At 55.7% G+C, this 19,280-nt stretch carries 16 protein-coding genes and 2 tRNA genes; 13 read left to right on the top strand and 5 right to left on the bottom strand.

The window, feature by feature from the left end; translation table 11 throughout:
* Positions 1–7: 7 nt before the first annotated feature.
* The gene (locus A5774_RS04240) at positions 8–1,246 is read right to left on the bottom strand and encodes an 8-amino-7-oxononanoate synthase (RefSeq protein ID WP_064833526.1); all 1,239 of its coding nucleotides are present in this window, start codon (positions 1,244–1,246) and stop codon (positions 8–10) included.
* Positions 1,243–1,968 (bottom strand): 6-carboxyhexanoate--CoA ligase, encoded by a 726-nt coding sequence (locus tag A5774_RS04235; protein WP_064833525.1) that lies wholly within the window; start codon positions 1,966–1,968, stop codon positions 1,243–1,245. The genes A5774_RS04240 and A5774_RS04235 overlap by 4 nt, the downstream gene beginning before the upstream one ends.
* Before the next feature lie 132 nt (positions 1,969–2,100).
* On the opposite strand from A5774_RS04235, the gene A5774_RS04230 reads away from it, so the two are divergent.
* The 6 genes from A5774_RS04230 to A5774_RS04205 all read left to right on the top strand — a co-directional run bounded on the left by A5774_RS04230 (position 2,101) and on the right by A5774_RS04205 (position 9,276).
* Positions 2,101–2,943 (top strand): hypothetical protein, encoded by an 843-nt coding sequence (locus A5774_RS04230; protein ID WP_064833524.1) that lies wholly within the window; start codon positions 2,101–2,103, stop codon positions 2,941–2,943.
* A 94-nt stretch (positions 2,944–3,037) separates the two neighbouring features.
* Positions 3,038–4,057, top strand: coding sequence for a 3-isopropylmalate dehydrogenase (locus A5774_RS04225; RefSeq protein ID WP_027017768.1), 1,020 nt, complete (start codon positions 3,038–3,040; stop codon positions 4,055–4,057).
* Between the two features lie 10 nt (positions 4,058–4,067).
* Entirely contained in the window at positions 4,068–5,840 is a 1,773-nt protein-coding gene (locus A5774_RS04220) for a hypothetical protein (protein WP_082936095.1), read from the top strand.
* 75 nt (positions 5,841–5,915) lie between these two features.
* On the top strand, positions 5,916–7,781 hold the full coding sequence (locus A5774_RS04215) for a DUF294 nucleotidyltransferase-like domain-containing protein (RefSeq protein WP_064833522.1): 1,866 nt from the start codon (positions 5,916–5,918) through the stop codon (positions 7,779–7,781).
* 16 nt (positions 7,782–7,797) lie between these two features.
* Positions 7,798–8,448 (top strand): exonuclease domain-containing protein, encoded by a 651-nt coding sequence (locus A5774_RS04210; RefSeq protein ID WP_064833520.1) that lies wholly within the window; start codon positions 7,798–7,800, stop codon positions 8,446–8,448.
* 33 nt (positions 8,449–8,481) lie between these two features.
* On the top strand, positions 8,482–9,276 hold the full coding sequence (locus tag A5774_RS04205) for a fumarylacetoacetate hydrolase family protein (protein WP_064833518.1): 795 nt from the start codon (positions 8,482–8,484) through the stop codon (positions 9,274–9,276).
* Positions 9,277–9,346: 70 nt separating this feature from the next.
* Here the strand turns inward: A5774_RS04205 and A5774_RS04200 are convergent, their stop codons facing one another.
* Positions 9,347–10,444 carry an isochorismate synthase MenF gene (locus A5774_RS04200; RefSeq protein WP_064833595.1) on the bottom strand — a complete coding sequence of 366 codons (1,098 nt, stop codon included), beginning with the start codon at positions 10,442–10,444 and terminating at the stop codon, positions 9,347–9,349.
* A 49-nt stretch (positions 10,445–10,493) separates the two neighbouring features.
* On the opposite strand from A5774_RS04200, the gene gltX reads away from it, so the two are divergent.
* The 6 genes from gltX (at position 10,494) to A5774_RS04170 (ending at position 14,747) form a co-directional block, all read left to right on the top strand.
* Positions 10,494–11,993, top strand: a complete 1,500-nt coding sequence (gene gltX / locus A5774_RS04195; protein WP_064833516.1) for a glutamate--tRNA ligase — start codon at positions 10,494–10,496, stop codon at positions 11,991–11,993.
* A gap of 249 nt (positions 11,994–12,242) precedes the next feature.
* Positions 12,243–12,314, top strand: a tRNA-Gln gene (locus A5774_RS04190).
* Between the two features lie 33 nt (positions 12,315–12,347).
* A tRNA-Glu gene (locus A5774_RS04185) sits at positions 12,348–12,420 on the top strand.
* A gap of 71 nt (positions 12,421–12,491) precedes the next feature.
* Positions 12,492–12,785, top strand: coding sequence for a hypothetical protein (locus tag A5774_RS04180; RefSeq protein ID WP_023019597.1), 294 nt, complete (start codon positions 12,492–12,494; stop codon positions 12,783–12,785).
* Between the two features lie 193 nt (positions 12,786–12,978).
* Positions 12,979–13,818, top strand: a complete 840-nt coding sequence (locus tag A5774_RS04175; RefSeq protein WP_021352339.1) for a GDSL-type esterase/lipase family protein — start codon at positions 12,979–12,981, stop codon at positions 13,816–13,818.
* Between the two features lie 11 nt (positions 13,819–13,829).
* Positions 13,830–14,747 (top strand): DMT family transporter, encoded by a 918-nt coding sequence (locus A5774_RS04170; protein ID WP_064833514.1) that lies wholly within the window; start codon positions 13,830–13,832, stop codon positions 14,745–14,747.
* A gap of 15 nt (positions 14,748–14,762) precedes the next feature.
* Here A5774_RS04170 and A5774_RS04165 read toward each other — a convergent pair whose 3' ends face one another.
* The gene (locus tag A5774_RS04165) at positions 14,763–16,004 is read right to left on the bottom strand and encodes an acetyl-CoA C-acetyltransferase (protein ID WP_064833512.1); all 1,242 of its coding nucleotides are present in this window, start codon (positions 16,002–16,004) and stop codon (positions 14,763–14,765) included.
* Positions 16,005–16,234: 230 nt separating this feature from the next.
* On the opposite strand from A5774_RS04165, the gene A5774_RS04160 reads away from it, so the two are divergent.
* Positions 16,235–17,608: an NAD-dependent succinate-semialdehyde dehydrogenase gene (locus A5774_RS04160; protein WP_064833510.1), complete on the top strand. Its 1,374-nt coding sequence runs from the start codon at positions 16,235–16,237 to the stop codon at positions 17,606–17,608.
* 80 nt (positions 17,609–17,688) lie between these two features.
* Here the strand turns inward: A5774_RS04160 and A5774_RS04155 are convergent, their stop codons facing one another.
* Positions 17,689–19,248: a deoxyribodipyrimidine photo-lyase gene (locus A5774_RS04155; RefSeq protein ID WP_064833508.1), complete on the bottom strand. Its 1,560-nt coding sequence runs from the start codon at positions 19,246–19,248 to the stop codon at positions 17,689–17,691.
* Between the last annotated feature and the right edge of the window lie 32 nt (positions 19,249–19,280).

Here is a 19,280-nt window from a genome sequence, read left to right as displayed (position 1 = left end):
GCTAGTTTTATCGTCCTGGGCTTATGGCTTTGGCAGGTGTGGGTGGTCGCCATCCAAGGTCTCTGAGGGTTTGTGCAAACTGCGTAATGTCGGCAAGCTCTAAGGTGGCCATAGCAGTTGCTCGCAGAATCGCTTGCCCGCGTGCGACGGTTGGGTAGCGGATAGCCGGAATATGAAAGCCACGGTCTGCTAACTCGGAGGCCAGGCGCACGGCAGCAGATTCAGCGCCGACCGGTAGGGGAATGATCGGAGAATGGGCACTGTCAAAAAGGACGCTGTCAGAATCGACGCCGTCGAAAACGCGAATTCCGGTGATTTCTCGTAGCGCGGCAGCACGTTGTTGGAGGCGTACCACTGGGTGTTGCTGTGTCAGTGGCTTTTGAATCACCTCTAGTGCAGCGGAGATAGCCGCGCAGTTTGCTGCGCTGCAGGCGGTTGAATACACGTAGCCGCGTGCTTGGTTACGTAATAAATTTGCGACCGGTGTCGAACAAGCCACGAAGCCGCCTTCTGCTCCCAGGGCTTTGCTAGCCGTGACAATCAGGATATCGGGGCGGGTGTTGTGTACTTGAGTGCTACCAATCCCGTGCTTGCCCACAGTCCCGATTCCGTGTGCATCATCAACCAGCAACCAGGCGTCGTGGTGAGTGCAGATTTCGCGCAGCCTGGCTAGGTCGGCGATATCACCGTCCATAGAAAATACCCCATCACTGACTACTAGTTTGTACCTAGCGGTGCATTCTGCCAGCTGTTGTTCTAATGCTGTGTAGTCGCAGTGTGGGTAAATCGATTTCTTCGTACCGGAAGTTGTGGCTAAGCGAATGCCGTCGATGAGACTGGCATGATTGAGCGAATCCGAAAAGATATGCAGATCCGGGTGTGCCAGCGTTTGCAGAACGGAAAGGTTTGCTTGGTACCCGGTGGCAAACAGGACTGCATCTTCGAAGCCGACAAAGTTGGCTAGTTCTCGTTCTATGCGACGATGCCAGGTAGTGGATCCCGTCGTTAAGCGTGATCCGCCGGACCCGGTGCCGAATTCTTCCAGTGCAGACCTTGCTGCGGCGATAACTTCTGGATGGGTAGCAAGGCCTAGGTAATTTGATGATGACAGCAAGATGCGTTCGCTGGGCTGATCTTTTAGCTGCGCCCGCGGGGTTTGTGGTCCGACAAATTCTATGGGGGTGCGCATAAGCCCTTGCTGTTGCCATTTTTCTAGACGCTGGGTGGCGAGCTCGGTGAGGTTCATCCGACGATCACTGCTTGGTTTTCTAAATAGGCAGAGATTTCGGCGAGTGCTTCTTGGTCCGCTCGGCTCACGACAATCACTCGAGTTCCTTGGTCGGTACCAGCCAGCTTCATATTCGCGATGCGATGGTAACGACCTCGTATGCAGACGTATCCGGTGGTGTAGTCCGGGTCATCGGAGATGCAGACTTCTGCAAGTACGTGTGGGCACGAGGCTACTTTTGCGGCGAGCACACGAGCTTCGCGCACGTAGTTTTTGCTGTCTGGTTCGGTTGCGGCAGCAAGACTTAGTGAGCTGCGGTGGTCCATGGTGCTCGCGCGCACCCCGCGTTGCTTATCTGGTTCGACTCGTTGGCCCGTTGCGCTATCTATCACCATCGCTCCACGCAGCCCCGTGACTGTTTGTAGGTAGTTCCAGATGACTTCGCTGTGCGGGGTTACTTCCGCTAGCAAATCGGTCACCAGTGCGCGAGCCTGGTGTGGGGAAGCGCACGGTAATTCAGAAACGGCGAGTTCTGGCAGGTAGATAATGTCGTCTTTGGCAAGTGCAGTGGTGGTGACCACGATAGAATCCGGGCGTCCTTTGGGGTGCCCAAGTGCGCGAGCATGCAGGTGTTCGCTGATCTGGCTCACAAAACCGGCGGGTACTATGCGCTCGGCCCCGGATATATGGGCCCCGGCGCGGCTGGCTCGCATTTTGATGGAATACATGGTCTCCGGCATGAGAATATTTTAAACCATCACAGGTTCGCTGACTCTGTCGGTGCACAAGCGAATAGGTGCGATGAGCTGCACTAAACAGTGTTCAGGGAATGGGGCAGGCCCGCCGAGTGCGCTGGCTATTAGGCTGGGGATATGATTGCAGCTTCACCAGGCACGCCAGAGCGTTCGCGCTACCTAGCTATTTTTGATCCGAAGTCTGTCCGTCCGCATGAGGTGTATGCAGCAGATATCTCGGCTCCTGATTTGAACCTTGACATAATTAATGGCTCGCTACGCGATGCCGTTGACATGCTGGGAGAGATTAACCCGAAGCCGACCGTGCGAAGCCTGCAACCTGCGGCGGTGTTGGTGGCGATAACACCAGAGCAAGAGCCAACAGCAATGACCAAGATTTTCCAGGCTGTGATCCCGAAGCATCTGGGGCTGGTCGATCTGGATCGCGACACGACACTTGCCTATGGCGATGACCTGGTTCGTTACCCTATGACGACGGCGCACTATACCTTGGGCTGGTCGTCGCCAAGCGGGATTGCTGACGTGCTGGAAGAGATTTACCGGCAGCAGAGCACCACTGAATATTCGCGAGCTGACTATGTGAAAATTATTGACCGCAAGCCTGCGCGCAGTGTCCATGCTGGAAAGTCTTTGCGCGAAGGGGAACGGGCGCAGAGTGCCTCGGCGGAGGAGAACCAAGAAACGCAGCAGGAAACGCAGTGGAGTTTCCAGCGGAGTTCGCAGTGGGATACGCAGCACTATATTCAGTGTTTTTATTCTGCGACCTCGGGTTCGGTGGGTACGCAGGGCAACATTATGGCGGATGAGGGTTTCTGGATTGAAGTGCGTAATGGCGCGGCCGAATTACATTTCGGGATTGGAGGATTGGATTTGCATACGGCCTCTGAGGTGTTCCGTCGTTGGTTGGATGGTGAGCGGAATTTTCCGGATGTGGGGCAGTGGCAGAAGTTGATTATTTAGCGAGTTGATTGGTGCTGAGCTTCGCTTTGGTGTTTGGGATCACTTGTTCGGGTACGCTATGGGAAAGCGCATTTTTGAGAAAGGATACCACTCTATGAGACTCGCTGTTATTGCTGGCGACGGCATTGGCCCCGAAGTTACCGCAGAGGCATTGAAGGTCTTGCATGCGGTGCGTGACGACGTGGACGTGACCGATTTCCATCTGGGGGCAGACAGATACTTGGAAACCGGGGACACGCTCACTGATGAGGACCTCGCCGCGCTTCGCGAACACGACGTGATTTTGCTCGGTGCTATTGGCGACCCCCGCAAGGTTGCTGCAGGCGTGCTGGAGCGGGCCCTATTGCTCAAACTGCGCTTTGCCTTGGACCATCATGTCAACTTGCGTCCTTCGAAGCTGTATCCGACTTCTTCTTCACCGTTGGCTAATCCCGGTGAGATTGATTTCGTGGTGGTTCGCGAAGGTACCGAAGGGCTGTATTGCGGCAACGGGGGCGTGCTGCGTGAAGGCACTGCGCATGAGGTAGCCTCTGAGGTTTCGCAAAATACTCGATACGGTGTGGAGCGTGTTGTCCGTGATGCTTTCGCGCGCGCCAGGAACCGACGCAAACACCTCACCCTGGTGCACAAGACAAACGTGTTGGTCAACGCCGGTGGTTTGTGGATGCGTACGGTACAGGAGGTAGGCCAGGAATACCCGGATGTCACTGTCGATTACCACCACATTGATGCAGCCACCATCTACATGGTGACAGATCCGGAGCGTTACGACGTCATCGTCACCGATAACTTGTTTGGCGATATCTTGACGGATCTCGCTGGTGCTGTCACCGGTGGTATTGGATTAGCTGCCTCCGGCAATATTGATGCCTCGGGCGCAAACCCGTCCATGTTTGAGCCGGTGCACGGTTCTGCGCCGGATATTGCGGGTACTGGCGTTGCTGATCCCACCGCAGCGATTTTGTCGGTGGCTCTATTGCTGCGCCATCTTGGTGACGAGGATAACGCGGCCAAGATTGAACAAGCGGTGGCCGCCGATATTAGTTCCCGCGGTAACCAGGCTATTTCTACGACCGAGGTGGGCGACCGTATCGCCGCGGCGGTGAATGCATAGGATAGTAAGCATGAATCCTCGTCCTTCGTTTTCGAAAGCACATCTGCCCGAGGTGGCCTCTTCTGCAAAGGCGTCGTCTTCAGCGGCGTCGCACTCGTCGTCACGCTCGTCATTGTTATCACGCGCAATTTCTTCCCGGGCCAAGAAAGCTGGCGGCCTGAGTGTGGCGGCTGTGATGGCTTGCGCACTGGTCGCGTGTGCTGATGCGGAGGAGGACACCTCGCCGTTGAGCTCTGCGCATGAGCAAGGGGCTGCCGACGGATCTACGGAGAGTAAGGAATCTGGACCACCAGTGGCAACTGCCTTATCGGACGGCAATCGTACTGGCGATGTCACCGTTGCTGATTTTTATGATGATTTCTCGACGGTTATCGTTGCTGCTGAGGACGAGGGCGCCCAGCGGACGGCCGCGACTGTTGCTGTAGAAGAAGCAGCCCCGATGATCGCCGTCATGGCTGAGTTTGAAATGGACTTAGTCGATTTCTTCAGTTCGCACGATGTCGAAAACATCATCACGGTCGGAAATCCGACAGCCCCGGCTGGTCACGAATGGTCGGAATGGTCGCCAAAAGTCGAAGAGCATACCGCAAACGGCACGAGCGAAAGCACCGGTACGACTGCTACTACCGGTGCAGATGCGCCAGTCGACGTTGTGGACTCTGCGCAACCAATTCAGGAACCTGCGGCGTTGCCGTGGGCGTATGACGGGCCACGGATCGCTGGGCTGTTGGATCACTTAGAAGAAAACGGAAACCTGCCGGGCAACTCTGCTAAGAATGCCACTCCGATTTACGTCACTGAGCACACTGCTTTGGCTTCGGTCGCTTCAGTTTTGGCTGCGGGCAATGAGGTGACTGTGCTGGATGCGCCGGATATCCGCGCAACCGCAGAATCGATGGACGCCGCACTCAACGGCGACATCATCACTTTGGGCGCTGCATTCGGGGACCAGGATTACGTGGATCGCACCGTTGCACTGGCAGCAAATGGTGAACTTCCTGGTGGGGGCGGACTCGTATTCCCCGGCCGTCGAATGATCGCCCTGTATGGACACCCAGCTGGCCCGGCTCTGGGCGTGATGGGTGAAATGCCACCAGAAGAAGCCATTCGCCACGCGCATGAGCTTGTGGATCAGTACCAGCATTTGGATGAGCAACCAGTCATCCCGGCCTTTGAAATCATCGCAACCATTGCGGCTGCACAGCCGGGCCCACATGGCTTGTACACTAACTACACTGATCCGGCGGAGTTGCAACCGTATATCGACGCTGCTATCGAAGACGGTGGCTATGCTTTCTTGGACCTGCAACCCGGCCGCGAAAGCCTGCTGGAACAGGCCAAGCACTACGAGGAACTGTTGAAACAGCCCTATGTAGGTCTGGCATTGGACCCGGAGTGGAAGCTAGGCCCTAATGAGGTGCCCCTGCAGCAGGTTGGACACGTTGACGCCGCGGAAATCAATGAGGTCTCTGAATGGTTGGCAGAGCTAGTCCGCGAGAATAACTTGCCACAGAAAGGCCTTATGGTGCACCAGTTCCAGCACCAGATGATCCGTAATCGTGAGGCTGTGAACACCAATTACCCAGAGCTTGGTTTCGTGCTGCACGCAGATGGACACGGCCCGCCAGCGGAGAAGTTTGCTACCTGGGATATGGTCCGCAATGATCTTGCCGACGGCTGGTATATGGCGTGGAAGAACTTCATTGATGAAGACAACCCGACCTTCACGCCGGAAGAGACCTACCAGATCAATCCTCGTCCGTGGTTTGTTTCTTACCAGTAGTTCGTAATCTGGTTCATGCCAAGAAGTATGTGTGAAAAGGACTACTTTTACGTTCGTCTCGAGTAATCTAGGAGCATGAGCGTAGAAGTAGAGGAAGTCACCGGCTTTCTGGCTGAACACGAACCGTTTTCTCACTTGCCGTCAGATGCTCTAACGGCAATTTCGGCTTCTATGACTATGCGCTATATTCGGCGCGGGACCACCGTCGTAGAAGCCGGGCAGCGCAACGACACCTTGCACGTGATCCGTTCCGGGGCCATGGATGTCTTGGATTCTGAAGGTGGGCTTTTGGACCGCCGTGAACCCGGGTTGAGCTTTGGGTATTCGACTCTGGTAGCAGATCCTGGGGTTGCCGAGTCACGCTATACCACCGTTGCAGTCGAAGACAGCCTGATCTTGGAACTGCCGCGCGAAGCTTTTCAGCGTGCGGCAGCCGAACATCCTGATATCGAACGGTTTTATTCTTTACAAACCAGACAAATTCGGAGTGCAGCCCAAGATCTTGCCGACGACGCCGCCACCGGTGTTTTACGCACCCCACTACGGGACGTCATGATCGTGAACCCACAGGCAACCGCGCCTGAAACCAGTATTGCCGCGGCCGCACAGCAAATGCGGGAACAAGCAGTTTCCTCATTGTTGATTACTGCTGATGGAGCCCTGCGCGGCATTGTTACCGATCGCGACATGACCGGCCGCGTGGTTGCGCAGTCACTGGATACTTCCTTGCCGGTTAGCGAAGTGATGACGCGGGACCTGCGTACCGTCACTCCAGAGACACTGGCTTTTGAAGCAATGTTGCTGATGGCCGAGCTGAAAATCCACCACTTACCAGTGCTGGAAGAAGGCAAAGTCGTCGGGGTAGTCGCTGGTGCCGATATTGCACGTTTGCTCCGGGTGAACCCCATTTACTTAACCGCAGACTTTTCTCGACGGACTTCCCGCGAGGAACTGCGTGATGCTTATCGAGAGGCTTGCGCGGTGATTGCGCGTTTTCTCGATCGCAGTGGTGATTTTGCGGAAGCAGCGCAGATGATGACTATCGCCGCAGACAGTATCGCCCGCCGGCTGTTGGAGCTGGCAGAAGAACAATTCGGCGCGCCACCGGTCCCGTATGCCTTTGTGGTGCTGGGATCGCAGGGACGACGAGAAATGGGACTATCCTCCGATCAAGACAACGCGATGGTCTTGTCCGATGATTACAATCCGAACCAACATGGCGAGTACTTTGCCAACCTGGCGCGGTGGGTGTGTGAAGGTTTGGCAGAGGCCGGACAGGCATGGTGCCCCGGCGATATGATGGCGACTAATCCGTTGTGGCGTCAAACAGCCCGGGAGTGGGAAGATACATTCCACAGCTGGATCACCGCGCCGGATGCCGATGCTTTGCTGCATGCCCAAACCTTTTTCGATTTCCGCCCGGTTTATGGTGATACCGCGCTTGCCGACGAAGTCCATCGCACTGCGGTGCGCATGGGAGGCGAATCCAAACGACTGCACGCGCACTTGGCAAGCTTGGCGGCGCGCCGGGAACCACCCTTGACTTTCTTCAAAGGTTTGGTGGTGGAACGCTCAGGAGATTATGCGCGGACGCTGAATATCAAAACCGGAGGCACCTATAGCATCGTGCAGATGGCTCGGTTGTATGCAATCGCTTCCGGAGTCGATGCTGTTGATACCGCTACGCGGTTAGAACTCTCTGCCGGGGTCGGTGTATCCAAGGAAGGCGCGCGTGATCTTGCCGATGCTTTTTATTTCTTGCGCACACTCACCTTGCGCCATCAGGCCCGTAAGTTGAGGCACGGTGAACAACCGGATTATCACGTTGACCCGAAGCGGCTATCAAAGATGGATCGGGAGCATTTGCGTGATTCCTTCCAAGTGATCAAGCGGATGCAATCTGCATTGGGTAACAAATATCCCGTGCGTAGCATTTCTTAAACAGGCGGTAGTGCTGATGAGTTTTCTTTCTGCTATTTCTACGATCTCCGGTGGTTTGTGGGGGCAAAAAACCTTCGATATCGCTGCACCCGCCCCGGATACCGCGCTGGAGGATTTGCCAGCGCTTGCGGTCGATATGGAAACCACGGGAATTAAACCTGCCCGGGACACGATGCTGTCGATCGGCTGGGTGCCATTAAATGGGCGAAGTATTGATTTATCGGGTGCGGGCTATGTGGTGGTTGCTGGCGGGGAGGTGGGGGAGTCGGCCACCATCCATGGCCTTACCGACGACGAAATTGCGTTGGGGGTTAAGCCGGAAGAAGCGATGGAGCAGTTATTGGAAGCTTTGCATGGGCGCGTGCTGTTGGCTCATTTTGCTGCACTCGAAACGGGCTTTGTGCACAAGCATTGTCGGCAGCTGTACGACGGTGCAGTCCCGGATCTTACGGTCGTCGACACGTTTAGTTTGGAACGGCGGCACATGGAACGTATGGCCACCTACCCGCGTGGTGAGGACCTACGCCTGCCACGAATCCGGGAGCGCTACCAATTACCGCATTACAACAGCCATAACGCGTTGAGTGACGCACTGGCGTGCGCCGAGGTCTATCTTGCGATTACCGCGGCGAGCCGCGTGCACACATTAAAAGATATTAGAGAGTAGGCCTTGTGGGGCAGGCCTTGTACAGTAGATGACATGCGTTTTGGACGAATTGCTCACCCAGAGGGTATGGCTTTCGTCGTCATCGAAGGCGACGACGAGCTGGTAGCCCGCGAAATTTCTTCTACCCCGTTCACGGAGCCAGAGTTCACTGGCAAGGAATGGAAATTGGACGATGTAAAACTATTGGCGCCGATGCTGCCGTCGAAGATTGTGGCACTTGGGCGAAATTATGCTGATCACGTCGCAGAGGTGTTTAAGGAATCAGCAGACTCCTTGCCGCCGACACTGTTTTTGAAGCCTCCTACAGCTATTACTGGTCCTGGCGCGCCGATTAAGATTCCAGATTTCGCCACTCGCGTTGAATTCGAAGGCGAATTGGCATTGGTTATTTCTCGCCCGTGCAAAAATTTGAAGGCCGAGCAGTGGAAAGACGTCACCCTAGGGTTCACCATCATTAACGACGTTTCTTCGCGAGATTTGCAGTTCTCTGATGGCCAGTGGGCGCGCGCTAAAGGCATTGACACCTTCGCTCCGTTGGGGCCGTGGATTGAGACCGATATCGATAAATTCGATCTATCGGATCACCCGATCAAGGCCTACCTCACCCACGAGGGCGAAACGAATATTAAGCAAGATTCTTCCACCGGGCAGATGATTAATACTGTTGGCCAAATCTTGGAAAAGATCACTGCGTCGATGACCCTGCTACCGGGTGATGTGGTGTGTACTGGTTCACCGGCTGGTACGGAAGAAATGGTGCCAGGCGACTTCATCGAAATTGAAATCCCTGGTCTGGGCAAGCTGGGCAATCCAGTAGAACGCGCTTAGCCCGGAGAAGCTGTTTAAGAGCCATTAAGAGTTAAAAGCCGGGCCACTCGGACGGATAAGTCCGGCGGCCTTATAACCCCAGCGAGCGCAGGATTGTCTGCAGCTTCGCTGTGGTTTCTGCCAATTCTTGTTCTGGATCAGAATCTGCGACAATGCCGCCACCCGCCCAGGTGCGGCCCTGTCGACCCCAAATCTCGGCGCAGCGGATGGCCACCAAATATTCCCCGTCGCCGGTGCTATCGCACCAGCCAACTGCGCCAGCGTAAAACCCGCGGGCGGATTCCGCGGTGTGGATTAAGTGATCGGCCGCGGCCGTCGGTGTGCCACAAATAGCGGGGGTGGGGTGGATGCGCGCTGCCAAGTCCAGTGCACTCAATTGCGGTTGTTTTAATTGCCCACTGATTGGGGTTGCCAAGTGCCACATCTCGTTTGTTTTGATTAACTGTGGCTTCGCCGGAATGCTCAGCTGCTCGCACAGTGGAGACAACGCAGTACGCAAATGCTCGACCACGAAACCGTGCTCGTGCAGATCTTTTGTAGAATTTTGCAGGTGAAAACGTGCGTTTTCATCTTCTACGGGATCGGCAGACCGTGCAGCAGAACCAGCCATGGGGATGGCGCTGACGGTAGAGCCCTGGCGTTTTACCAGCACCTCCGGCGAAGAACCAACCAGCATGTGGCCTTCGCGTCCAGCAGGTGACAGGTCGGCGATGAAGCCGTCGCGATGCGCGGAGTTATCAATCAAACGGGCAGCAACCAGCCGTGGGTCGACGTCGGCAAGAAATTCGAAGTCTACCGCCCGGGCTAGCACCACCTTTTCCAAACGGGACGAGACAATGGTGTCGATGGCGGCTTCCACCCGCCGTAAATGCTCTTGCGGTTCCGGATCCACCGAGCTGATTCGTGCTCGTAGCTCGCCCTGTCGATAAAACGCTGGTGGTTCCAGTGGGCCGTCTTCCCGAATGATGGATTCAGGCACCGTGAGGGCGGCACGGTCATTCGGGTTAAACGGAAGTGCACCGACGATCATTTCGTGCTGGCCGTCGGCAAGCGCTTGGATGGCTTGATCGATGTCGGTGTAGGTGTCCACGCAGCCTTGGGTGCGCACAGATCCGTGTGCTCGAGAGAGCAAAAAATCCGGTGCGGTGGCAGGACGGGACGATTGCATAACTGTCGATAATACCGCCCCTACGAAGTGGTGCGATAACTGGGCTACCATGGCTGCTATGAGTGATGTACGTGTACGATTTTGCCCTTCGCCCACCGGAACCCCGCATGTCGGGCTGGTGCGCACAGCCCTGTTTAACTGGGCCTACGCCCGGCATACCGGTGGCAAACTGATTTTCCGCATTGAAGATACCGATGCTAAGCGTGATTCGGAAGAGTCCTACCAGGCGATTATCGACGGCCTGGACTGGCTGGGGCTGGCCTGGGATGAAGGCGTTAATGTTGGTGGTCCGCACGAGCCGTACCGGCAATCGCAGCGCAAAGACATCTATGCCAAGGTGTTGAACAAGCTGATTGATGCCGGCGAGGTCTATCCGGCTTATTCGACTGCGGACGAGGTAGAAGAGCGCCATCGTGCAGCAGGCCGTGACCCGAAGCTGGGATACGACAACTATGATCGCGACTTGAGTGAGGACCAGATCGCCGAGTTTGAGGCCGAGGGTCGTAAACCGGTGTGGCGCTTGCGTATGCCGGACCAGGATTGGGCCTGGACCGACCTGGTACGTGGCGAGGTGGAGTTCAAAGCCGCGACGCAGCCGGATTTTGTTGTGGCCCGTTCCAACGGTGAGCCGTTGTACACCTTGGTGAATCCTGTCGACGATGCGCTGATGGGAATTACTCACGTACTGCGTGGCGAAGACCTCCTCTCATCCACCCCGCGTCAGTTGGCGCTGTATGGCGCCTTGCAACGCATTGGCGTCGCCGAAGCCACTCCGGAATTTGGCCACCTGCCATTCGTGATGGGCGAGGGAAACAAGAAGTTGTCGAAGCGGGATCCACAATCGGATTTGTTTAACCACCGTAGCAACGGAATCATCCCGGAAGGCATGCTCAATTACCTGGCTCTGCTTGGTTGGTCCCTATCCAGCGATCAAGACATCTTCAGTGTTGACGAGCTGATCGCGGCTTTCGATGTGAAGGATGTGCTGGGTAATCCGGCGCGTTTTGATCAGAAAAAGCTCGAAGCAATCAACGCGGATCAGATCCGCTTGTTGGACACCGCCGAGTTCACCCGGCGTCTACGAGAGTTCCTGAGCGAATACACGGATTTCCCCGCGGATTACCCAGAGGAGAAATTCGCAGTCGCCGCTGATCTGGTGCAGACTCGCATCAAGGTACTTTCCGACGCTTACGGCCTGTTGAAGTTTTTGGTTACCGCCGATGCTGATCTGGAACTGGATGAGAAATCCGCCCGCAAGAACCTGAAGGAAGACGCCATCCAGCCTTTGGATGAGGCAATTGCTGCTCTTGCGGTAGTGGCCGATGAGGAGTGGAAGACGGAGAGGCTGGAAGCGGTATTGTCTAAGGCTTTGATTGAGGATCTTGGGCTGAAACCGCGGAAGGCTTATGGGGCGCTGCGCGTGGCCGTTTCTGGAGCAGCGGTATCGCCTCCGCTCTTTGAATCCATGGAACTTTTGGGCAAGGAATCTACGTTGACCCGGCTGCGTGCTGCTCGTGCGCAAACTCCGTGGGAGCAGAAGGCCGAATAAGGCTGGGGGACAAGCCTGGTGGAATAAGCCTGGTGGATTTGCCGGTAGCCGGTAGATTGTCTGATGAATCTACCGGTATACACACCCTAAAATGTTGTAAAAAGTGCCTATATACTGCTGATTTGGTGGAATATTAGATGGATGGTTATAGTATATAACCGTTGCACAGAGCGACACGGAAGACAATAAAATACAATCGATACAACGCGAGCAGCGTTAATTGATATCTTCCGTAAGTTTTTGTGACAATGGCCTATGGTGTAATTGGCAACACAGCGGTTTCTGGTACCGTCGTTCTAGGTTCGAGTCCTGGTAGGCCAGCAGTGAGACTGCTGTGTAGTTTCACTTGTTCTAGCCCCGTTCGTCTAGAGGCCTAGGACGCCGGCCTCTCACGCCGGTAACACGGGTTCGAATCCCGTACGGGGTACAATCAGCGCGCAGGTTGATCTGAAAAAGATCTCCTGCGCGTTTTCCGCATCCCACGTACGGTGGGGGTTTATGGGTACAAAACAACAGTTGGAAAAGCCATGGTTCAAAGTGCAAGGACTCCTTGATGAGATTGCAGAAGCCAAGGGATGGAATGACCTGAGCTCCCAAGCGAAAAAGCTGGTTCTAGGGACAATCAGTTATATCGTCGTAGAAAAAGCCTTTACGTGGCATCACGTGTATCACACACCGGAAAAACGCCTGCGTGGGAACAGAAAAGCTTGGTTTGCGGTCACAGGTTTAGTTGATGTGCTGGGCCCTGTCGCTTTCTTCTTGTTTGGCCGGAAAGGCAAGAACAAACGATAGGCGTTAAGCATGGGGGAGTTAGCGTAGCGGAGCGCGGCCGTGCAGTCCGGGTACTGAAGCAGCGTACTCGGGTACTGAAGCCATGCAATGAAACGATCGATGCTAAATTTACGATGCATATATGTGACTAGAGTGGTTCTGGTGGCAGATGGCCGAATCGCGTGATAATGAAGGAAGATCGTTAAGGGGTTCTATGAAGATCCGTAAAGTACTCGCTGCTGCAGCTGCAGCAGTAGTGGGAGTAACCGGCGCAATGGCGCATGCGCCGGTGGCGGAAGCACAGCAGCGTAATGTCGTTCTGTTCGGTGATTCTCTGCTGGCTAATCCACCACATAAATTTGTGGATTTCGTGAACCCTGGTTTTACCACGGGCGTTACGCTTGCAGAACACAGCAGCTGCCCGAAGGGCGTTGACCGTGTCGGGGTGGAGCTGGAACGTCGGCATGGTGCACGGGTCTCGGATTTCTCGTGTTCTGGCGCTGCTACCTATGGCACTTTGAATAATCACAGTCCGTTGGCGATGCAGGTTGATCAGGCGTTGCACTCTCAGCAACTCAACCCCCACACCACCAACGTGCACATGCAAATCGGGCTGAACGACAACTTCAAGGGTTTTGGTATCTACGCCCACCAGAAGCAGGCGTACCGCGATTACGTCGGGCACCAGATTGACCGTATCCGCCATGCCGCACCGAATGCGCGCATCCAGATTCTGGGATACCCGGAGATGATTGGCGCGCATGATTTTGTGTGTCCGGTTCATTTCAACCAGGTGGATCTCAACTTCCCGTTCGCCCCATTGGGTAACTCGCTGCGCGCAGTGGCGGACTGGCAGAGGACGGTAGCGGCAGATAAGAACGTCGAATACTTCGATTTGGCGCGTGCCACGCACGGCCATGGACAGTGCGCTCCGAAGGCGCAGCGTTGGGTTTCTGGATTCTTGGACAACCAGTCGGACCCGTACAACATGACCTTCCACTACACGCATGAAGGCAACCGCCACATCGCCGATATTATCGCCGGTACCTGGTAAAGCGAAGGCGGGTGTTACTTCCCGGAGCCATTGGCGTAGGCGCAATCGTCCCAGTACAAACTGCTATTAATACGCGCTTGCGTGCCGACGTGCGAGACCCCGTCGTTACGGCGCTCTACTCTTTTCTTATCGGCACCACCTCCCTGTTGCCAGTCGCGTGGTTGCTGACTGGCCAGCCACTACCGGATTTTGCTTTGCTTGCCGACTCCCCACTGTGGTTGTTTTTAGGCGGTCCGCTAGGGGTGGCGTTTATCGTCGGCAATATTTTGTTGTTCCCGCAGATCGGCAGTGTGCATACCGTCATCATGCCAATCGTTGGTCAGATGTTGATGGGCTTGCTCGTCGATCACTTTGGCCTGTTTGGCTATGAGGTGTTGCCGATTTCCCCGTTGCGCCTGTTCGGAGCGCTCATCGTTCTGGTTGCTACTGCGGTGGTGCTTGATATCGGCCGCGGTCGCCTGTGGGAGGGGAACGCGCAAGGCGTGGCTGCTTGGGCCTGGCGCGGGTTTGGTATCGCGATCGGCATGGGTTCTGCCACGCAAACTGCCGTTAATGGGCGTTTGGGGGCGGTTATCGGGTCACCAATTCACGCCGGTTTGTTGTCACTTGCGGTTGGTGTTGCGGTGTTGTTCATTCTCAGCCTTGTGTTGCCTGGCCGTTCTCGGGTTTTCCGCCCGATCCCGGTAGGGCCGTGGTGGAAATGGCTCGGCGGTGTTCTGGGCGCGTTTTTCGTCGTCGGGGGAGCGTTGTTTGCCCCGATTTTGGGTACCGGGTTGATGGTGATCGCGGCGTTGTCAGGAACCATCACAGCAGGCCAGCTTTTGGAATCACGCGGTTGGATTGGGGCAACAAAGCGCCCGCTGACCGTTCGTCGGGTCAGTGGGCTGGTGGGGATTTTCCTTGGTGTTGTACTGGTGCGGATGGTGTAGCTGGGGTAGGGAAGTTTAGACCTTTTCGATCACCGCTGCCAGGCCTTGGCCGCCTCCGATACACATGGTTATCAACCCGCGCTGTGCGTTGGTGCGGTGCATATAGTGGGCAGCAGTGACCATCATGCGAGCTCCCGTGGCGCCAACCGGGTGCCCTAGAGAGATACCAGAACCAGAAGGGTTTAAACGCGGATCGTCGGCGTCGATGCCCCATTCATGTAGACATGCCAGTGCTTGTGCGGCAAAAGCTTCGTTGAGTTCAATCAGGTCGATATCGTCAAAGCTGAGCTGCAGGCGTTGAAACAGCTTGTCGACGGCGGCCACCGGGCCAATACCCATCGTTTCTGGGGCTACCCCGGCCACGGCCCAGCCGACGAGTTTGACGGCGGGGGCTAGGTCTAGCTTTTCGGCGTTTTTCTCGGTGGTGACGATCATCGCGGCGGCGCCATCGTTTTGGCCGGAGGCATTACCCGCGGTCACCGTGGCGTCGTCGTCCAGTTTGGAACGGACCGCACGCAGCTTTTGCATGGAGTCCATGCTGGTTTCTGGGCGGATGTGTTCATCCTTGTCGACGATGATGTCGTCGCCTTTCCGTTGTGGGATACGTACTGGCACGATTTCTGCGTCGAAGAATCCTTGTTGTTGTGCATTCGCGGCACGCTGGTGGGAGCTGACAGCAAGCTCGTCTTGCTTGTCTCGTGGAATGGAGTACTCCCGGCGCAGATTTTCTGCGGTTTCAATCATTCCGCCCGGAATCGGGTGGTTTTTACCGCCAGCTTGCTCGCGTCCCTGTGTGAGTCGATCGTGCAGCTCCATCGCTCCGCCTTGCACTCCCCAGCGGATTGATCCGTCTACTGCGTATTCTGTCTGGGACATGGATTCTGCGCCGCCGGCGATGATCAGATCAGCCGCGCCAGCAGCGATATGTGCAGCGGCGGTGGTGACTGCTTGCAGTCCGGAACCACATCGCCGATCCAATTGCATGCCGGGCACGCGTTCGCCTAATCCAGAATTAAGGGCGACAATGCGGCCTAACGCTGGTGCCGCGCTGCTGGGGGAGGCTTGGCCGAAAATCAGGTCATCTATTGCTGTGGGGTCCAGCCCAGAATCTTTCATGACTGCCGTTACGACGGTGCTGGCGAGATCTTCTGCAGGTACGTTTTTGAGAGCGCCGCCGTAACGACCCACTGGTGTGCGTTTAGGGTGGCAGATGACAATGGTGGGAAGGGACTGGTCAGCGCGGTGTGGGGTAGCCATTGAAGGCTCCTTTCTTATTAGAAGTTTCTCATTAGAAGCTAGTGGGTTTCACAGTTGTGGGACGCTGGTAGGTCTGGCGAGTTGTCTTCGCTGAGAACGTACTGGATTTTTCGTGCTCTGACGGTAATCCGGTTTTTGTGTATCCTCGGTTGGCACAATCGATCCTTATAGGTTGATTAACGACAGATGATTCGTCTATGCGTACCCGAGTAATCGGAGGAAGTAGAAAAATGTCCATTCCATATCGCGTACAAAACCCGGCCACGAACGAGGTCATCGAATCATTTGATACGGCGACAGACCAGGAAATCCAGGATGTTTTGAGCAAGGCTCATGAGGCATTCCAGACTTGGCGCAACACCAGTTTCGCAGAGCGTGCCAAGATTGTGAACAAGGCCGCGGATTTGCTGCGTGAGCGTAAAACCGAGCTAGCAAAGATCGCTGCAGAAGAAATGGGTAAGCAGATCCCAGAGCTGGAAGGCGAGGTTGAGTTCTCCGCTAATATTCTGGCGTTTTACGCGGATCGTGCAGAAGAGTACTCCGCTGATATGCCAATTGAGGTTCCTGGCGGTAAGGCAGTGATGCGTCGTTTGCCACTCGGTGTTCTGCTGGGCATCATGCCGTGGAACTACCCGTACTACCAGGTTGCCCGCTTTGCTGGCCCGAACTTGATGAACGGCAATGGCATTATTTTGAAGCACGCCGAGATCTGCCCGAAGTCGTCGGCGGCTTTCGAGAAGATCTTCCTCGAGGCTGGTCTACCAGAAGGCGTTTTCAATAACGTTTATGCTAATCACGACCAGATCTCCACGATCATCGCTGATAAGCGCATTCAGGGCGTTTCCTTGACTGGTTCCGAGCGCGCAGGTGCCGCGGTTGCTTCACAGGCAGGTAAAGCACTGAAGAAGTGCGTGCTTGAGTTGGGCGGTACTGACCCATACATCGTGCTGGATACGAATGATGTCAAGGACGCAGCAAAGGTTGCTTGGGACAAGCGCATCGACAACACTGGTCAGGCGTGCACCTCAAACAAGCGCATCATCGTCATGGACGATATCTACGACGAGTTCGTTGACGAGATGGTGCGTATTGCAAAATCTTACAAGCCTGGCGATCCACTCAACCCGAACGAGGGCGAGTTCTACCCACTGTCTTCCCGCGATGCTGCGGAAAAGCTCAACGACCAGGTACAGCGTGCGGTGCAAGAAGGTGCCACGCTGCACACCGGCGGCGAACTGCACGAGTCCGCTGCCTACTACAGTCCGGCTGTGCTGACGGATGTACCAGTTGGTTCCGAGTCCTACTACGACGAATTCTTCGGCCCGGTTGCTGAGATCTACTCCGTGAGCTCGGAAGAAGAAGCCATCGAGCTGGCTAACAACTCGAACTACGGCTTGGGCGGCGCAGTCTTCTCGGAAGATAAAGAACGTGCCAAGAAGGTTGCCGACAAGATCGAGTCTGGCATGATCCACGTCAACCTACCACAGGCCATGACGCCAGTGCTGCCATTCGGTGGCGTGAAGAACTCTGGCTTCGGTCGTGAGCTTTCCGTGCTGGCGCTTGATGAGTTCGTGAACAAGCAGTCCTTTTACGTCAACGACTAAGAAGCGAACGACTAAGAAGTGCTTGGCACAAGCGCACAAGTGACTGACTAACAAGTCATTTGTTTCCACCCGCGGTCTGTCTATTCGGGCCGCGGGTGGAAGTTTTTCATCTCTTCGTAGGCGGCTAAGGCTTGGCGACGAGATGCTTTCAGCTCTACCACCGGCTGCGGATATATCGGAGTCGCGTACTCCGGAACCCAGTGCTGGATATAACGGTAATCGGGGTCGAAGCGCGTGGCCTGAGTATCAGGGTTGAAAATCCGGAAATATGGTGCAGCGTCATCGCCACAACCAGCAGCCCACTGCCAGTTGAATGGATTCGATGCTGGGTCAGCATCGACCAGGGTGTCCCAGAACCACGCTTCACCGTGGCGCCAGTGTATGCCGAGGTTTTTCGTCAAAAAACTGGCCACCACCATGCGCACCCGGTTGTGCATGGTGCCGGTTGCCCACAATTCGCGCATCCCGGCATCTACTACCGCAATGCCCGTTTTCCCCGCCCGCCATGCCGAAAACACGCTGTGGAAATCGTCGGCTGTGGCGATCTCTGGAATGTCTTTCTCGGTTTCTGGCCAACGCGGATCCCGGCGCGTGCTAGCTATGCGTCGGGCTTCATTTTCGTCCCAGTGCCAATCGAAATGGTCGAACTGTTCCCGTACGTTGCGTTGGTGCAGATCCGGTAAGTGGTAGAGCCGGTGCCAGGCGAAATCGCGCCACAATAATTCACTCAGGAATGCAGACGCGTCCTCATTGGTGATACGGCCACTATCGCTGGCTTGTGTGATCAATGCCCACAGGCGGTGGATGCTGATTTCGCCAAAGCGTAAGTACGGTGAGAGTCGGGAAGTGGCTTTTTTATCCAAACGGTCACGGTCAGCAGCATAATGAGGGGCTCGCTGCTTTGAAGCTGCAGCTAATTGGGATAAAAATTCCTCGGCTAGCTGCCAGGCCGCGTTTTCTCCGGGACTCCAGTGTTGGGCTAAGGAAAGCGTCCAGTCGGCTTCGTCCCAATCGGGTAGCGGGTGGGCGGACGGCAAATCTGCCCCGGGGCCTGCGAACCCAATTGGGCCCAGTTCATCATGACTTGTCGACGAAGGGGATTGATCATCGCCATTGTTGAGGTAGCTGGCAACATTATCCTCGGCAACTCCGCGGGCGGTTTTCGCAAATGGGGTGTAGACCTTATATTGCTTGCCTTGTTGTGTCTGCACTTCCCAGGGCTCGGTTAATAAGTGTCCAGGAAAACTTTTCGCAGCTACGCCTTTTTCTTGCAGTAGGCGCTTAAGTTGTGCATCCAGTTCCCGCAAAGGCTTGTGATAGCGCCGTGACCAGCCCACCGCGGATACCCCGAACTCTTCGACGACGGCAGGAATGATCGCGCGCGGATCGCCCTGGTAATACAGCAGCGGAACACCGTGAGCATGCAGCTTGTGTTGCAGCTGGTGCACGCTGCGTTGCCACCACCAACGTGTGGCTGCGCCCAGTGCCCGGGCGCCTGTCACAGTTGCATCTTCATCGATAACAACGGCAATTACTGGGCCTTGCTTCGCAACCCAAGCGAGTGCCGCGTTATCTTGCAACCGGAGGTCATCCCGAAACCACATCAGTGCTGGCTGTGGAGCGTCTTTTTCACTTGGCATGCGTGCAACACCTAATCTTAAACCATTGCAAA

The organism is Corynebacterium sp. EPI-003-04-2554_SCH2473622 (assembly GCF_001665955.1).
Lineage (GTDB): Bacteria > Actinomycetota > Actinomycetes > Mycobacteriales > Mycobacteriaceae > Corynebacterium > Corynebacterium pseudodiphtheriticum.
Note: the sequence above shows the minus strand (reverse complement) of the source record. Positions and strands in the feature narration are given on the sequence as shown.

Excerpts from the sequence above, each read along its gene's own strand:
- A5774_RS04240 (WP_064833526.1), bottom strand. The coding sequence starts at position 1,246 with ATGAACCTCACCGAGCTCGCCACCCAGCGTCTAGAAAAATGGCAACAG.
- A5774_RS04235 (WP_064833525.1), bottom strand. The coding sequence starts at position 1,968 with ATGCCGGAGACCATGTATTCCATCAAAATGCGAGCCAGCCGCGCCGGG.
- A5774_RS04230 (WP_064833524.1), top strand. The coding sequence starts at position 2,101 with ATGATTGCAGCTTCACCAGGCACGCCAGAGCGTTCGCGCTACCTAGCT.
- A5774_RS04225 (WP_027017768.1), top strand. The coding sequence starts at position 3,038 with ATGAGACTCGCTGTTATTGCTGGCGACGGCATTGGCCCCGAAGTTACC.
- A5774_RS04220 (WP_082936095.1), top strand. The coding sequence starts at position 4,068 with ATGAATCCTCGTCCTTCGTTTTCGAAAGCACATCTGCCCGAGGTGGCC.
- A5774_RS04215 (WP_064833522.1), top strand. The coding sequence starts at position 5,916 with ATGAGCGTAGAAGTAGAGGAAGTCACCGGCTTTCTGGCTGAACACGAA.
- A5774_RS04210 (WP_064833520.1), top strand. The coding sequence starts at position 7,798 with ATGAGTTTTCTTTCTGCTATTTCTACGATCTCCGGTGGTTTGTGGGGG.
- A5774_RS04205 (WP_064833518.1), top strand. The coding sequence starts at position 8,482 with ATGCGTTTTGGACGAATTGCTCACCCAGAGGGTATGGCTTTCGTCGTC.
- A5774_RS04200 (WP_064833595.1), bottom strand. The coding sequence starts at position 10,444 with ATGCAATCGTCCCGTCCTGCCACCGCACCGGATTTTTTGCTCTCTCGA.
- gltX (WP_064833516.1), top strand. The coding sequence starts at position 10,494 with ATGGCTGCTATGAGTGATGTACGTGTACGATTTTGCCCTTCGCCCACC.
- A5774_RS04180 (WP_023019597.1), top strand. The coding sequence starts at position 12,492 with ATGGGTACAAAACAACAGTTGGAAAAGCCATGGTTCAAAGTGCAAGGA.
- A5774_RS04175 (WP_021352339.1), top strand. The coding sequence starts at position 12,979 with ATGAAGATCCGTAAAGTACTCGCTGCTGCAGCTGCAGCAGTAGTGGGA.
- A5774_RS04165 (WP_064833512.1), bottom strand. The coding sequence starts at position 16,004 with ATGGCTACCCCACACCGCGCTGACCAGTCCCTTCCCACCATTGTCATC.
- A5774_RS04160 (WP_064833510.1), top strand. The coding sequence starts at position 16,235 with ATGTCCATTCCATATCGCGTACAAAACCCGGCCACGAACGAGGTCATC.
- A5774_RS04155 (WP_064833508.1), bottom strand. The coding sequence starts at position 19,248 with ATGCCAAGTGAAAAAGACGCTCCACAGCCAGCACTGATGTGGTTTCGG.